Here is a 14,439-nt window from a genome sequence, read left to right on the forward strand (position 1 = left end):
TGGCAAGCCAGGCTCCTACACAAGCCAGCTCCTACAGCAGATGTGTAGCGCAAAGAAAAGCCCGCGTTGTCTGAAAAGGCAGCGCGGGTTTTTTGTTTTTGGCGTTTAGATTTTCGCGGGAATGACTTCCAGGACGCGAATCACTCCGGCCTCGGGATAATGCCAACGCACATCCAGATCCCAGAACTGCGCGCCATATTCCCGTTCAGGCGTAGGAATCTGGTAGGCCGGGCGTGGGTCTTGTGCCAAACATTGCTCGATCAACGCCACCAAGGGCTCTTCAAGGCGCTGAGCATGGCCATGAGCCTGTTGCAGCGCAGCATCCGTCCACTGCACGGGAATCAGCTGCGGCGCGGCGCTGGCGATGCTGTTGGAGGCGCTGTCGATGATGTCGGCGTAAGGCACGTAGGGTTTGATGTCGAGAATCGGCGTGCCGTCCAGCAGGTCGATGCCGGATATCCACAGGCGATTGGCTTCGACCTTGTCCAGCTTGACCACGGATTGCCCGATGCCATTGGGTCGATGTGTGGCGCGGGTGGCGAACACGCCCATGGATTTGTTGCCGCCGAGACGAGGTGGGCGGACTTTCAAACGGGGTTTTTCTTCCAGGGCCTGATGGAACAGAAACAGCAACCAGACGTGACTGACTTGCTCCAGGCCCTGCACCGCATCACCTTGATCGAACGGTGCGACCAACTCCAGAACACCGCGAGCGGCCGGGGCCAGTTGCGGTTGGCGCGGGATGGCGAACTTCTCCTTGAAGCAGGAGCGCACGAAGCCGATGGGGGAAACGCTGTAGGTCATGGTGTTTGGTCAAAGCGGGAGAGGGTGGGCATGATAACCTGATCGTCCCTGGATCTGTGGCGGCTACAAGGGCTTCTTCGCGAGCAGGCTCGCTCCCACAGTTGAAATGCATTCCCCTGTGGGAGCGAGCCTGCTCGCGATGGCCGCGCCGCCGATCTCAGAGACTGAACCCACCATCCAAAGGAATGATATTCCCGGTCATATACGCCCCCGCCGTACTCGCCAGGCTGATCGCCAGCGCCGCCATCTCTTCCTCTCGCCCCCAGCGCTTCATCGGAATCAACGCCGTATCGTCCGCCAGCGCCTGTTCATCATTGCCAATGTGCTGCGTCATCTTGCTCGGGAAACGTCCCGGCGCAATCACGTTGACGTTGATGTGCTGGCTCACCAGCTCCCGCGCCAGAATCCGCGACAATTGATGTAAGGCTGCCTTACTCGGGCCGTAGGCATACGCCTGTTCACCAAAGGAAGAAATTCCGGCGACCGAGCCGATGTTGATGATCCGCGCTGGATTGGCCTCAGAACCGGCTTTGCGCAACAGCGGCAAAAACTGCTGAATGCAGTTGAACACCGACGTCACGTTGAGCTGCATGACCTTTTCCCAGCCCTTGACCGGATAGCTCTCCAGTGGCGCGCCCCAGGTAGTGCCGGCGTTGTTCACCAGAATATCCAGATGAGTGATCTGCTCTCCCAGTCGCGTAGCCAGTTGAAGTACGCCTTCTTCGGTGGCCAGATTGGCCGCCACCCCGTGACAGCGCCCGAACGCGCTCAACTCGTCAGCCGTTTGCTGGCAGGCTTCGGCGTCCCGGGCGCAGACGTACACGGTTGCGCCGGCTTCGACATAAGCCTTGGCGATCATTTTGCCGATACCACGGGTGCCGCCGGTCACCAGTGCGGTGCGGCCTTGCAGGGAAAAATACGGGTGCATGGCGAATCCTGAACGCTTAAGGGTCAATACACCCTAGTCGTCAGCCGGCGTCAGCGGAGCCACTATTTTTGCGAGGAATGAGGGTCTATACAGCCGGGCTTGCGGCCGCCTCTGTAGGAGCACAGCTTGCTGGCGATGGCGTTTTGAAGATCGCCATCGCCAGCAAGCTGTGCTCCTACAGGGGACGGGACGCTTACTGCGGGCGAACGCGCAGGGTGAGGCCTTTGAGGAAGTTGCGCAGCAACTGGTCGCCACACGTGCGGTAGTTGGTGTGGCCGAACTTGCGGAACAGCGCGCTCAATTCAGGCTTGGACACCGGGAACTCGGCGGCCTTGAGGATCGCGTGCATGTCGTCTTCTTTTAGTTCGAAGGCTACACGCAGTTTTTTCAGGATGATGTTGTTGGTCACCGGGATTTCGATCGGCTGCGGTGGACGGCTTTCGTCCTTACCGCGCTTGAAGATCACCAGGCCATCAAGGAAGTGCGCCATGACGTCGTCCGGGCAGCGGACGAAGCCTTCCTCGTCTTCCTCTTTCTTGTCGAGATAAGTCAGCAGGTCGGCCAGGGTCACGTCCATGCCGCCGAGCTTGATGATCTCGATGACTTTCTTGTCGCTGATGTCCAGCATGTAGCGAACGCTGCGCAGTACGTCGTTGTGAATCATGGTGTGCAATCCTGATATTCAGCAGTGGGCGCCGCATCAGACAGCGGCGCCGAAATGTGTGGCGGCGGGAGAAGTCTTAGAACTTCTCTTTGCCGGACAGGTAGCGCCATTGTCCCAGCGGCACTTTGCCGATGGACACGCCGCCGATGCGGATGCGGCGGATGGCGACGACCTTCAGGCCGACGGCCTGGCAAAACAGGGCGATCACGCCCGGTTGCGGGTTCTTCATCGCAAAACGCAGGCGGTTTTCGTTCTGCCAGCTGGCTTTGACTGGCGGCAGTTCCTTGCCCTTGTAGGTCAGGCCGTGGTTCAGGCGGTTGAGGCCGTGAGCCACCATGTCGCCTTCAACCTCGACCACATACTCTTGCTCGATCTTGCTGGCATCGGCGGTGAGCTTGCGCAGGATCTTCCAGTCTTGGGTGAACACCAGCAACCCGCTGGCATTGGCCTGCAAGTCGGTGCTGGCGGTCAGGCGCAGGAAATGGCCCTTGAGCGGACGTTTGCTGAAGCGGTGTTCTTCGCTCAGCGTCTCGGCGCTCAGGGTGGCCATGGCGGTGTCCGCGTCCATGCCCACGGGCACGTTCAACAGGATAGTCACCGGCTCTGGCGCGGTGGCTTTGGCCTCTGGATCGAGTTCGACTTTTTGAGTGTCGACCTTGAACTGCGGCTCGTCGATGACTTCACCGTCCACGGTCACCCAGCCGCCCTCGATGAACAGCTCAGCCTCCCGACGGGAACAGCCGACGAGTTCGATGAGGCGTTTGGAGAGACGAATCGGGTCAGTCATGACAGGGCCGTAACAAAAAAGGGGTGGGCATTGTACCTGCGTGGCGCCGGTTAATCCCGGCTCCATTTGCACCTAGTAGCATTTAGTGTACGAGCTGGCTTGTGTAGGAGCTGGCTTGCCAGCGAAGGCGGCCGATTGATCGCCGCAAAGTTCCCGGGCCTCTTCGCTGGCAAGCCAGCTCCTACACAAGCGAGCTCCTACAGTTGTTCTGTTTTGTGTCAGCCATGCCGCGAATGCTGCTGATGTTGGCGCAGGCGCATGTGCAGCAGCGGATAAGGCTGGCCCATGCCGTCACATTCGGAGCGGCCGATCACTTCAAAGCCTTGTTTGAGATAGAACCCCAGCGCTTGTGAGTTCTGTTCATTGACGTCGAGCTTATCGGCATTCAGGTGTTCCAGGGCATAGCGTAGCAACTGTTTGCCCAGGCCCTGCCCGCGATGAACCGGATCGATGAAGAGCATTTCGATCTTGCCGGCGGCGACCCCGGCGAACCCGGTGATGCGCTGGCGCGGGTTTTTGGTGCAAATAAGCATCACCGCATCGAGGTAGCGGGTCAGCACCAGGTCCTTGAGCAACAGGATGTAGCTGTCCGGCAGAAAGTCATGGGTGGCGCGTACCGAAGCTTCCCAGACCTGAGTGAGTTCTTCGTAGTCACTGTGTTTCGGCGTGTGGATGACCGAATGTTGGCGCATGGCCGGCTGCCCCTTTTGCAGTTGATGATGCGAATCCTTTCTCCCACAAAACGATAGACGTAAAAAAGCCCCGCATCTCGTCAAGAGAGCGGGGCTTTTCGTATTTTTTGCGTTTAGATCTGTTCAGCCCACAGGTCGTATTCGTCGGCATCGGTCACTTTGCACCAGACTTTGTCGCCCGGCTTCAAGTTGCTGCCATTGTCGATGAACACGTTACCGTCGATTTCCGGGGCATCGAAGAAGCAGCGGCCAACGGCCCCTTGCTCGTCGACTTCGTCCACCAGCACTTCGATTTCACGGCCGACGCGCAGTTGCAGGCGCGCCGAGCTGATCGCTTGTTGATGCGCCATGAAGCGGTCCCAACGGTCCTGCTTGACGTCGTCCGGCACGATGGCCGCGTCCAGCAGGTTGGCCGGTGCGCCTTCGACCGGGGAGTACTGGAAGCAGCCGACGCGGTCGAGTTGGGCTTCGGTCAGCCAGTTCAACAGGTACTGGAAATCTTCTTCGGTTTCGCCGGGGAAGCCGACGATGAAGGTCGAACGGATGATCAGGTCCGGGCAGATCTCGCGCCAGTTCTTGATACGTGCCAGGGTCTTGTCTTCGAAGGCCGGGCGTTTCATGGCTTTCAGGACTTTAGGGCTGGCATGCTGGAACGGGATGTCCAGGTACGGCAGGATCTTGCCGGCGGCCATCAACGGGATCAACTCGTCGACGTGCGGGTACGGGTAAACGTAGTGCAGACGAACCCAGACGCCGAGGGTGCTCAGGGCTTCGCAGAGTTCGGTCATGCGGGTTTTCACCGGCGCGCCGTTCCAGAAACCGGTGCGGTATTTCACATCAACGCCGTAAGCGCTGGTGTCTTGCGAAATCACCAGCAGCTCTTTGACACCGGCCTTGACCAGGCGCTGGGCCTCGTCGAGCACATCACCGACCGGGCGGCTGACCAGTTTGCCGCGCATCGACGGGATGATGCAGAAGCTGCAGCTGTGGTTGCAGCCTTCGGAAATCTTCAAGTAGGCGTAGTGGCGCGGGGTCAGCTTGATGCCTTGCGGCGGCACCAGGTCAATCAGCGGGTTGTGATCCTGACGCGGCGGCACGGCATCGTGCACGGCGTTGACCACTTGCTCGTACTGCTGCGGACCGGTCACGGCCAGCACGCTTGGGTGCACCTTACGAATGTTGCCTTCTTCGACGCCCATGCAGCCGGTCACGATGACCTTGCCGTTTTCCTTGATGGCTTCGCCGATTACTTCCAGCGATTCAGCCTTGGCCGAGTCGATGAAACCGCAGGTGTTGACCACCACGACGTCGGCGTCCTCGTAAGTGGACACAACGTCATAGCCTTCCATGCGCAGCTGGGTAAGGATGCGCTCGGAGTCGACCAGTGCTTTGGGGCAACCCAGGGATACGAAGCCAACCTTTGGATTGGCCGGCACAGGAGTGGTGGACATGTCTAACCTCGGTATTTGTGACGCCTCCAGCCGAAGTCGGCAAGGCGACAAACGGGCGCTTTGTCGCGCCTCTGATCAAAAAGTGCGCAATTCTAGCGATGAGTCGCTCACTTGACCAGCTTTATGCAGGGAAATACGACGAGTGCTGCGCTATGCTTCGCGCCGTTAGGCTTTACCGAATTTTTACAGTCAACAAATCGTCTGTAACCTGACGTAAAACAGCGCATGCTGCGTGGCAAAGCATAGCGCTTCTTCCAAATAAGTCCGATCTGGGTAGTAGGAGTGGTGGATGGGTCAGGCAAGTAGTCAGGCGGCGGGTGCCGAGCATTCAGCAGCGAAGCCGATCGGCATGCTGGTCGCGGCAGTCGGGGTGGTTTACGGCGATATCGGCACGAGCCCGCTGTACACCCTCAAAGAAGTGTTTTCCGGTGGCTACGGCGTGCCGGTCAACCATGACGGCGTGCTGGGGATACTGGCGCTGATCTTCTGGTCGCTGATCTGGGTCGTTTCGATCAAATACATGTTATTCGTGCTGCGCGCCGACAACCAGGGCGAAGGCGGGATCATGGCCCTGACCGCGCTGGCCAGGCGGGCGGCGTCTGGGCATCCGAAGTTGCGCACCTTGCTGGTGGTTTGCGGGCTGATCGGTGCGGCGCTGTTCTACGGCGACAGCATGATCACTCCGGCGATTTCCGTCCTCTCGGCCATTGAAGGCCTGGGGTTGGCGTTCGAGGGCATCGATCATTGGGTCGTCCCGCTGTCGTTGATCGTGCTGGTGGCGCTGTTCCTGATCCAGAGCCACGGCACCGCGCGCATCGGCATTCTGTTCGGGCCGATCATGGTCACCTGGTTTGTGGTGCTGGGCGCGCTGGGCGTCTACGGCATCATGCAACACCCCGAAGTGTTGCAAGCGATGAACCCGGTGTGGGGCGTGCGTTTCTTCGTGGTGCACCCGGGCATGGGCGTGGCGATTCTCGGCGCGGTGGTGCTGGCGTTGACCGGTGCCGAAGCGCTGTACGCCGACATGGGCCACTTTGGTCGCAAGCCGATTGCCCGCGCCTGGTTCATCCTCGTGCTGCCGGCGCTGGTGCTGAACTACTTTGGTCAGGGTGCGCTGCTGCTCGGTGACCCGGAAGCGGCTCGTAACCCGTTCTATCTGTTGGCGCCAAGCTGGGCGCTGATTCCCTTGGTTGGCTTGTCGACCCTGGCCACGGTGATTGCCTCGCAAGCGGTGATTTCCGGTGCGTTCTCCCTGACCCGTCAGGCGATCCAGCTCGGTTACATTCCACGCATGCACATTCGACACACCTCCAGCGCTGAACAAGGCCAGATCTACATTGGCGCGGTGAACTGGGCGCTGATGGTCGGCGTGATTCTGTTGGTGTTGGGTTTCGAATCCTCCGGTGCCCTGGCTTCGGCCTACGGCGTGGCGGTGACGGGCACGATGCTGATGACCACCATCCTGGTGTCGGCGGTGATGTTGCTGCTGTGGAAATGGCCACCGGTGCTCGCGGTGCCGGTGTTGCTCGGTTTCCTGCTGGTGGACGGTCTGTACTTCGCCGCCAACGTACCGAAAATCGTTCAGGGCGGTGCGTTTCCGGTGATCGCCGGTATCGCGCTGTTCGTGCTGATGACCACCTGGAAACGCGGCAAGCAACTGCTGGTAGAGCGTATGGACGAAGGTGGGCTACCACTGCCGATTTTCATCAGCAGTATCGCCGTGCAACCGCCGCATCGCGTACAGGGCACCGCCGTGTTCCTGACCGCGCGCCCGGATGCCGTGCCTCACGCGCTGTTGCACAACCTGCTGCATAACCAGGTGCTGCACGAGCAAGTGGTGCTGCTGACGGTGTTGTACGAAGACATCCCGCGCGTGCCACCGACCCGGCGCTTTGAGGTGGAGTCCCACGGCGAAGGTTTCTTCCGGGTGATCCTGCATTTTGGCTTCATCGACGAACCGGACGTGCCGCAAGCGCTGAAGTTGTGTCATCTCGACGACCTGAACTTCAGCCCGATGCGCACCACCTACTTCCTCAGCCGCGAGACGGTCATCGCCTCCAAGCTGGAAGGCATGGCCCGTTGGCGAGAGGCGCTGTTCGCCTTCATGTTGAAGAACGCCAATGGCAATTTGCGCTTCTTTAATCTGCCGCTGAATCGGGTGATTGAGTTGGGTACTCAGGTAGAGATGTAAGCGACATCAAAAAGCCCCCGTTGCCGTGAAGGTGGCGGGGGCTTTTTTGTGTCCGAGCGCATAACTTTTGTCTGGTAAAGATCCTGTGGGAGTGAGCCTGCTCGCGATAGCGGTAGCTCAGTCGCCATCAATGTTGCCTCTGTCGACGTCATCGCGAGCAGGCTCACTCCTACAAGAGTCCTACGGTGTTACTTGCTTTCAGGCAGTTCTTCTTCGGATTCGGTTTTTGTCCGGGCAGGTCGCGGGGTTAGCACCTTCAATACATCATCAATCACTGCCTTACCCATTGCCGTCAGGTAATGCGCGGCCCAGGCGTGGCGGTCGGTGTCTTTTGCGTAGGCGGCATCCTCGGCGAATGATTTGCCGAGGAATAGCAGGTCGGAGGCTTGTGACAATGCATCAGCGATAGGGACGCCGGCGCGGACGTTGAATAACGCCTGGTTCGAGCAGTAGACGAAGGGGGTGAAGCCGGTGGTTTTCAGGTCTGAAGGTGTGGATGGATTTGTTTTGCTCATTGTTTCGCTCCTTAAAACGAGGAGCTGCCGCATTCGTTACCACACGAATGGGTGGCAGCTGTACGCAGGGTGGTAAACCGGGAGAGCAAAGGAACCGGCAGACCCGAAGGTCTCCCACGCACAGCCGCCATGACACCGGATTACAGGCGTAAAAACGCATGAAATCGTGATGGGAGCGCTGTTGCACTTTGCTTTGCCGGGTTACCACACCCGATCACTGCATTGGCAGCGACGGCCGAAGACTATCCCGTCAAAGAAAAGCGCAACAAGGCATCAAAGTGCCCAAACGCGAGATTCGGAGTTTGCCTACAAGGTCTGCGGGCGTCATCCGATATTGCGACACCAGAAGTAAACGAAACTAAATATGGTGAGAGCGTTTACACGTCCTTCGGCTCACTTTTTCTCAGGATGAAAAACGCTGAATGATAAATTCGCGGTTTTTGCAGCTTGCTGTATGTCTAATTCGACGCAATACTCTGCGTAGAACTGTGTGTTCAAATTTGCATGATTGTGTAGAGAGGTGAGTATGACGGCATTACTGGAGCGTGCTGACCAAGCGATTTCGGTGACTGCGATGGTCAGGGGGTTTAGTGCGAGGCTAAAGGAGATTTCCAGCCGAGCCACCGAACGACTGGTCATTTTCAAAGACAACCAGCCCGCAGCGGTCATTATCAATGTCGATGCGTATCAGGAAATGCTTGACGAGCTTGAGGACCTTCGGGTTGAAGCAGCGGCCCGAGAGCGACTGATCGGTTTTGATCAGGCCAAGGCTGTCAGCCACGACGATATGCGGGCTCGGTACGCCAAGAAAGACTAAAGGAGCTGTGGATGGTTTGGGGCGTTATCTATCATCCGGAGGTCCAGAAGGATCTGGATCTGCTGGGAGCTGTGGCGGCGAACCGCATTCTTGATGTTATCGAAGAGCGGATTATCAATGGTGAGCCGGACAAGAGCGGCAAGCCCCTAAGAGCCAGTCTTGCAGGCTGTAGACGGATCCGGACCGGTGACACGCGGATTGTTTATCGAGTCGATGGCAAGGCGATTCAGGTGTTGATCGTCGCAGTCGGGGCCCGACGTGACGAAGAGGTATATGGCGCCGCAGAGCGCCGCCTATAAGTAGGAAGCCCCTGTTGCCGTGAAGGTGGCGGGGTTTTTTTTGTCCGATCACTTGAATCCACTGACCATCCCTGTGGGAGTGAGACCGGCTTGCCGGCGATAGCGGTCTGTCAGGCAACACCAATAGTGAATCTCAGTCCGCCATCGCGAGCAGGCTCGCTCCCACAGGGGAACGGCGGTGTTGCTTGCTTTCAGGCAGTTCTTCTTCAGATTGGTCTTTGTCCGGGCTGGTCGCGAGGTCAGGACCTATCGAGCGGTCTTGACGGATCGATATTTTCAAAGAAAAAAGTGTCCACGTTTTATGGAATGTGGACACTTGGAGTTTCTAGCTTGATGAAGAGTCAAGACATTTTGCTTTTGTTCAAGATCGCCAGACTGCACGCCCAAAAAGAAAACTTTTTGGGAAAATGGAATCTGAGTCGAATTCGACATAACGTCCGGCTAGCTGGAAGCGCTTCAAGTTTGTACATGTAAAAAAGCCCCCGCAACCAAACGGCTACGGGGGCTTTTTCGTGGCGTGGCTCAGATCACTCCTGAACCGTCGCCTCTTCCTTGGCTTGCCGCTTCTCGATGATATCCACCAAACGCTGGGCCAGCGCCGGGTAGTTCTCGTCGAAGTGATGGCCGCCAGGCAGTTTTATCGCTTCGCCCACGGCGGTCTTGTCGGTACAGCCGCTTTCGTCGACTTCTTCTTCACCGTAGATGCACACCACTTTCTCAGGTGGCAGCTTGGCCATTTCCGGGCCAGTGGCGGCTTCTTTGCCGGCGTTGCCGAGCCAGCCTTCGACTTCGATTTCGAAGCTGCCGGTGCGGGCGAAGGCCAGCAGGATGATGGCGTCGACGCGTTGCTGTTCCGATTCGGCCAAGCGGTTGTAGATCGCTGGCAGCACGTCGGCGCCAAACGAGTAACCGGTCAGGATGAAGCGCTTGGTGCCCCATTTCTGCCGGTAGTGCTGCATCAGTTCGGCGAGGTCCAGGGCGCTTTGCTCCGGGCTCTTGTGCTGCCAGTAGTAGCGCAGGGTGTCGATGCCGACCACCGGGTAGCCGATCTTGGCCATCTCGCCCGCTACGTCACGGTCGAGGTCGCGCCAGCCGCCGTCACCGGAGAGGAACAGGGTGACGGTGTCCTTGGCTTGGCCAGCCGGTACTTCGACAACCGGGATTTGCAGACCGCCAGCGGCTTTGTCACCACCGACGAGGAGCTTGCGCAGTTCGTTGTTCAGCACTTGCGGCAGGTTGATGTCGTAGTCGCTGATGCTGGTTTCGGCGTTGGGTTGATCGCGTACGAAGCCGGCGCTGGTGTCGTCCGGGTTGTCGTTCCACGCCACCAGCCAGTGGCCGTGAGCAGCGGTTTTCGGCAGCAGGTGGGTGCAGCCTGGTTTTTCCAGGGCCAGGTCGACGGAGATGGCTTGAGCCTTGTCATTCTTTTGCTCGGACAGCCAGCGCCAGGCCAGTACGGCGCCGGGGCCGATACCGCTGACCAAGGTTGCCGGGCCTTTGAGTTCTCTCAAGCCCGATTGCAGTGCGCGGCTTTGCAGCAGGCAGTCTTTAGGCAGAATCACTTGAACAATCTGCGCCGAACCGGAGCGGCTCAATGTAATCAGCTGTTGATCGCTGAGCTTCTGGTCTTCGTTGACCGCTACCAGCACTTGAGCCTTCGGCGTGGTGCCGGGAACCACGCGGGTCATCACGGCGCCACCAGCGGGCGTCAACAGTTCGAGCGTCGGTGCCGGTGCCGGGCGTTTCATGTACCAGAAACCGCCACCGAGAATCAGGGCCAGCACTACCAGTGTGGCCAGTACGTACCGCAAGGAGCGTTGAATCATCAGCGTTTCACCAATCCAGTCAAGCCGCCCGCAATCAGGGCAGCAGTATCGGCCAGGGCAACCAGCGGATCGAGTCCGGCGGGCACGGCCATATAACGGGGTTCCCAGTCAGGCTGGAACTTGTCTTTGAAGCGGCGCAAGCCTTGGAAGTTGTAGAGCTGCTCACCACGGCGGAAAACCATCGAGCCCAGACGCTGAGTCAGTGGTGCACCACGACGGGGTTGCAACCCCGACAACGGCACCATGCCCAGGCTGAAACGCGCGTATCCATGTTTTTTATAATGTTGAATCAGGCCGACCATCATGAATTCCATAGTCAGCTTCGGCGCGTCCGGGTGCGCACGCATCAGGTCGAGGCTGGCCAGGTCATGGCCATAGGTCTCGAGCAGATTGGCGAATGCCACCGGGCGACCTTCGAAACGAATCACCGCAATGCGGAAGTGCTTGAGGTAGTCATCGCTGAAACGGCCGAGCGAAAAGCCTTTCTCGCGGACATTCTTGCCGGTCAGCCAGGCATCGGAAATGACCTTGAGTTCATCCATCGGGGCGTGGCCCGGCTCAAAGATCTCCAGCGACAAACCATCGCGGGTGCCACGGTTCCAGGTGTAACGCAGGTCTTTCATCTCTTTGCCCTTGGCTTCGAGATCAAAGCGATGCAGATCCACCCGGGCTTCTTCGCCCAGCTTGATCGCGGTCAGGCCGATGTCCATGTAGTACGGCAGGTTCTCGGCGCGCACTTGATAGAACACGGGGCGGGCGTGGTGGACGTCGCAGAGGTCGCGGAACTGCCAGATCATTTCCGCCCGTTGCTGGGTCGGGCCGATCGGGTCGTACAGCGCCACCAGGCTGCGTCCACGGCGGGCGTACATCAGAAACGCCTCATCGTTAGGGTGGAACAGCAGCGCCTTGTCACCGGTCAGGGCCAGGCCGCCATCCGGTTGGGCGGAAGCCATGAGGATCTTTACGGCGCGGTTCAGTTCATCCGGCGACGGCAAGTGAATGACTGGGCGGGCGGTGCGCAGCAGCCATGTCAGGGATACCACGACCAGCAGCACGGCGGCGCCCAGCAGCGAGCGCAAGCCACGCGGCGCATCGGCATCGAGGGTGAACTGCCACCAGAGTTGGTGGCTGTACGGAACGTCCTGATACGCAAACAGCAGCAACCAGATCGAGGCACCCAGCACGCACAGGCTGGACACCAGATACAGCGGCGAGAACGGCAGTTCGGTGAGGCGGCTCGGGCGATAGAACGAGCGGCGGAAAACTCCCAGCAAACTGGCTGTGAGGGTCATCAGGCAAGCTTCTTCCCAGTCAAAACCCTTGAGCAGGGAGAGCAGGGCGCCGACCAGCAGCAAAATGGTGGTCAGCATCCAGGCCGCAGACAGGCGTCGACGCAAGCCTTGAGCCAACAAGAGACACAGCACACCAATCAGGCTGGCGCCGAAGTGCGAGGCATCGACCAGGCGATGCGGAATCAGAAAACCGACGTGTTCCAGGCGGGTGTCGATTTCCGGGGTCACGCCGGAAAACAGCAACACCACGCCGGACAGGAACACCAGCACCGCCAGAATCGGTGCCGCGAGGCCCGAAGCTGCACGCAGGGACTGACGCGACTGAAACAGGCGCTGACCTTCGTTGATCAGCAGGAACAGGCAGGCCACCAACAGGGGCAACACCACATAGATCAGTCGATACAACAGCAGGGCGGCGGCCAGTGGTGCCGCGCCGAGTGAATCGGCAAAGGCTGCCAGCAGGATCGCTTCGAATACGCCGACCCCGCCCGGCACGTGGCTGAGCACGCCCGCGGCCAATGCCAGCAAGTACACCAGCAGGAAAGCGCCGAAGGGCGGGGCCTCGGGCAGCAACAGATAGAGCACGGTCGCGGCGGCAGCCACGTCCAGGGCGGTGATGATCAGTTGCAGGAAAGTCAGGCGGCGGCCGGGCAGGCGCAAGGTGCGGCGGCCGACTTTGACCAGCAAGTTGTCAGGTGAAGGCTGATCCGGCAGGCGACGGCGGTAGATGCCGATGGCCAGGACGCTGAAGAGCAGCAGGACTGCCGCGGCAATCGCACCGAGCAATGTCTCGGACAGCCCCAAGGCAGTAGAGGCGGCAGGCAGGTTGCTGAGGGTTGCCAGGGCGGCCAGCGGTGGCAGGGCGCAACCGAGCGACAGGCTGGCAAACAACGTCATGTGAGCGACTTCTGAAGCCCCCAGACCATGACGTGCATATAAACGGTAACGAACCGAGCCACCCGAAAGCATTGAAAGGCCAATGGCATTGCCGATCGCAAAGGCCGTGAACCCGCCGAGCGCCAAAATTCGAGGCGCCAGCGTCACGCCCGCATAGCGGCTGGCCGACCATTCGTAACCCAACAGAATAATGAAGCCGGCCACGGTCGCACCCAAGGCGCCCAGCAATGCCGGTTTCGGGACTTCCAGAATCGAGTCGTGCAAAGCGTACAGATCGAGTTCGCTCAGCAGATGACGGCAGGCAATCAGCGCGATAGCGAACAACAGCAGAGTGACCGCCAGACCGATGGGCTGACGATATTTGCTGATCAGATCGAGCAGGCGCAAACGCTCGGCCTTGATCGGCTGTGTTGCTGTGACAGTGTCTTGTGGATCAGACGAGTTGGCGCGCATCAATCACCTCTTGGATCGTGCGCGACAGGATGGAGGTATCGAGCCAAGTTACCAATCCTTGTAGATAAAAATAATCACGAATATTAACGCCTCTCACCGGGTTCCGGCGATGGTGCGTCATGAGTCGAAGAGGGGGCTGCCTGAGTTTCAGCATAGTCTGGACTCAGTAGTTTGAAGATCCCTGACGCTTCCCGGCACTGTGACAGATCATTGTTGCGAAAGGACTTTTTCGGCAGATACAAAAAAGGCCACTCTTTCGAGTAGCCTTTTTTGATGTTTGGTTGCGGGAGCCGGATTTGAACCGACGACCTTCGGGTTATGAGCCCGACGAGCTACCAGACTGCTCCATCCCGCGTCTGTGTGGCGGCATTCTACAGGCGAACGGCGAGGTGTCAACCGTTAATCCCAAGAAGGGTCAAATAAGTGTAGTTGAGCGGCGAACGGTCGTAGGGGAGAGCTAAGTTTCGGAATTGGAACGATTTCTCATTTCAGACCACATCAGCCCAAATGCTCGCTTGCTTCGCTCTGAATACAAAACAAACACGCACAAAAAAGGCCACTCTTTCGAGTAGCCTTTTTTGATGTTTGGTTGCGGGAGCCGGATTTGAACCGACGACCTTCGGGTTATGAGCCCGACGAGCTACCAGACTGCTCCATCCCGCGTCTGTGTGTCGGCATTCTACAGAGGATCGCCGGGGTGTCAACCTTCAATATTGGAAAAACCTCTTCCTGTTCAACCGCTTAGCTTGAAAATAGGGTGGCGTAAATGGCTGTAAGGCAGGCGTGGCAAGGCTTGTAGCTCTATTGGCAGGTTGCGTTCGAT

General features: G+C 58.8%; 12 protein-coding genes, 2 tRNA genes and 1 pseudogene. 4 read left to right on the forward strand and 11 right to left on the reverse strand.

The genetic code is table 11. The features are described from left to right. Positions 1–105: 105 nt before the first annotated feature. The 6 genes from tsaA to rimO form a co-directional block, all read right to left on the reverse strand. Positions 106–804, reverse strand: a complete 699-nt coding sequence (gene tsaA, locus AC1DWM_RS09195) for a tRNA (N6-threonylcarbamoyladenosine(37)-N6)-methyltransferase TrmO (RefSeq protein ID WP_027925012.1) — start codon at positions 802–804, stop codon at positions 106–108. 157 nt (positions 805–961) lie between these two features. Beyond that, the gene (locus AC1DWM_RS09200; protein ID WP_477795060.1) at positions 962–1,732 is read right to left on the reverse strand and encodes an SDR family oxidoreductase; all 771 of its coding nucleotides are present in this window, start codon (positions 1,730–1,732) and stop codon (positions 962–964) included. Positions 1,733–1,925: 193 nt separating this feature from the next. Then, positions 1,926–2,396 (reverse strand): YehS family protein, encoded by a 471-nt coding sequence (locus AC1DWM_RS09205; RefSeq protein ID WP_223512306.1) that lies wholly within the window; start codon positions 2,394–2,396, stop codon positions 1,926–1,928. 76 nt (positions 2,397–2,472) lie between these two features. Further along, a complete protein-coding gene (locus AC1DWM_RS09210; RefSeq protein WP_150780411.1) occupies positions 2,473–3,183 on the reverse strand; it encodes an rRNA pseudouridine synthase in 711 nt (236 codons plus the stop codon). Between the two features lie 218 nt (positions 3,184–3,401). Then, positions 3,402–3,875 carry a GNAT family N-acetyltransferase gene (locus AC1DWM_RS09215; RefSeq protein WP_477795061.1) on the reverse strand — a complete coding sequence of 158 codons (474 nt, stop codon included), beginning with the start codon at positions 3,873–3,875 and terminating at the stop codon, positions 3,402–3,404. A gap of 113 nt (positions 3,876–3,988) precedes the next feature. Further along, positions 3,989–5,326 (reverse strand): 30S ribosomal protein S12 methylthiotransferase RimO, encoded by a 1,338-nt coding sequence (gene rimO / locus AC1DWM_RS09220; RefSeq protein WP_477795062.1) that lies wholly within the window; start codon positions 5,324–5,326, stop codon positions 3,989–3,991. A 289-nt stretch (positions 5,327–5,615) separates the two neighbouring features. Here rimO and AC1DWM_RS09225 point away from each other — a divergent pair, with 289 nt between their 5' ends. Next, on the forward strand, positions 5,616–7,517 hold the full coding sequence (locus AC1DWM_RS09225) for a potassium transporter Kup (protein WP_477795063.1): 1,902 nt from the start codon (positions 5,616–5,618) through the stop codon (positions 7,515–7,517). A 188-nt stretch (positions 7,518–7,705) separates the two neighbouring features. Here AC1DWM_RS09225 and AC1DWM_RS09230 read toward each other — a convergent pair whose 3' ends face one another. After that, positions 7,706–8,032: a DUF3077 domain-containing protein gene (locus AC1DWM_RS09230; protein ID WP_477795064.1), complete on the reverse strand. Its 327-nt coding sequence runs from the start codon at positions 8,030–8,032 to the stop codon at positions 7,706–7,708. A 526-nt stretch (positions 8,033–8,558) separates the two neighbouring features. On the opposite strand from AC1DWM_RS09230, the gene AC1DWM_RS09235 reads away from it, so the two are divergent. The 3 genes and pseudogenes from AC1DWM_RS09235 to AC1DWM_RS09245 all read left to right on the forward strand — a co-directional run. Then, a complete protein-coding gene (locus tag AC1DWM_RS09235) occupies positions 8,559–8,849 on the forward strand; it encodes a Phd-YefM (protein ID WP_027925020.1) in 291 nt (96 codons plus the stop codon). A gap of 11 nt (positions 8,850–8,860) precedes the next feature. After that, positions 8,861–9,148, forward strand: coding sequence for a type II toxin-antitoxin system RelE family toxin (locus AC1DWM_RS09240; RefSeq protein WP_111450975.1), 288 nt, complete (start codon positions 8,861–8,863; stop codon positions 9,146–9,148). A 306-nt stretch (positions 9,149–9,454) separates the two neighbouring features. Next, positions 9,455–9,576, forward strand: a pseudogene (locus AC1DWM_RS09245) (MarR family transcriptional regulator); the annotation flags it as partial. Between the two features lie 99 nt (positions 9,577–9,675). Here AC1DWM_RS09245 and AC1DWM_RS09250 read toward each other — a convergent pair. From AC1DWM_RS09250 to AC1DWM_RS09265, 4 genes are all read right to left on the reverse strand, one after another. Then, positions 9,676–10,974 carry a virulence factor family protein gene (locus AC1DWM_RS09250; RefSeq protein ID WP_477795065.1) on the reverse strand — a complete coding sequence of 433 codons (1,299 nt, stop codon included), beginning with the start codon at positions 10,972–10,974 and terminating at the stop codon, positions 9,676–9,678. Continuing rightward, on the reverse strand, positions 10,974–13,616 hold the full coding sequence (mprF, locus tag AC1DWM_RS09255) for a bifunctional lysylphosphatidylglycerol flippase/synthetase MprF (RefSeq protein WP_477795066.1): 2,643 nt from the start codon (positions 13,614–13,616) through the stop codon (positions 10,974–10,976). Before mprF ends, AC1DWM_RS09250 begins: the two co-directional genes overlap by 1 nt. A gap of 278 nt (positions 13,617–13,894) precedes the next feature. Then, positions 13,895–13,971: transfer RNA gene (locus AC1DWM_RS09260), tRNA-Met, on the reverse strand. 231 nt (positions 13,972–14,202) lie between these two features. Beyond that, positions 14,203–14,279, reverse strand: a tRNA-Met gene (locus tag AC1DWM_RS09265). Between the last annotated feature and the right edge of the window lie 160 nt (positions 14,280–14,439).

Source organism: Pseudomonas sp. P4_C8 (genome assembly GCF_056401975.1).

Excerpts from the sequence above, each read along its gene's own strand:
- AC1DWM_RS09210 (WP_150780411.1), bottom strand. The coding sequence starts at position 3,183 with ATGACTGACCCGATTCGTCTCTCCAAACGCCTCATCGAACTCGTCGGC.
- mprF (WP_477795066.1), bottom strand. The coding sequence starts at position 13,616 with ATGCGCGCCAACTCGTCTGATCCACAAGACACTGTCACAGCAACACAG.
- AC1DWM_RS09200 (WP_477795060.1), bottom strand. The coding sequence starts at position 1,732 with ATGCACCCGTATTTTTCCCTGCAAGGCCGCACCGCACTGGTGACCGGC.
- AC1DWM_RS09235 (WP_027925020.1), top strand. The coding sequence starts at position 8,559 with ATGACGGCATTACTGGAGCGTGCTGACCAAGCGATTTCGGTGACTGCG.
- AC1DWM_RS09225 (WP_477795063.1), top strand. The coding sequence starts at position 5,616 with ATGGGTCAGGCAAGTAGTCAGGCGGCGGGTGCCGAGCATTCAGCAGCG.
- AC1DWM_RS09205 (WP_223512306.1), bottom strand. The coding sequence starts at position 2,396 with ATGATTCACAACGACGTACTGCGCAGCGTTCGCTACATGCTGGACATC.
- AC1DWM_RS09250 (WP_477795065.1), bottom strand. The coding sequence starts at position 10,974 with ATGATTCAACGCTCCTTGCGGTACGTACTGGCCACACTGGTAGTGCTG.
- AC1DWM_RS09215 (WP_477795061.1), bottom strand. The coding sequence starts at position 3,875 with ATGCGCCAACATTCGGTCATCCACACGCCGAAACACAGTGACTACGAA.
- AC1DWM_RS09240 (WP_111450975.1), top strand. The coding sequence starts at position 8,861 with ATGGTTTGGGGCGTTATCTATCATCCGGAGGTCCAGAAGGATCTGGAT.
- AC1DWM_RS09230 (WP_477795064.1), bottom strand. The coding sequence starts at position 8,032 with ATGAGCAAAACAAATCCATCCACACCTTCAGACCTGAAAACCACCGGC.
- rimO (WP_477795062.1), bottom strand. The coding sequence starts at position 5,326 with ATGTCCACCACTCCTGTGCCGGCCAATCCAAAGGTTGGCTTCGTATCC.
- tsaA (WP_027925012.1), bottom strand. The coding sequence starts at position 804 with ATGACCTACAGCGTTTCCCCCATCGGCTTCGTGCGCTCCTGCTTCAAG.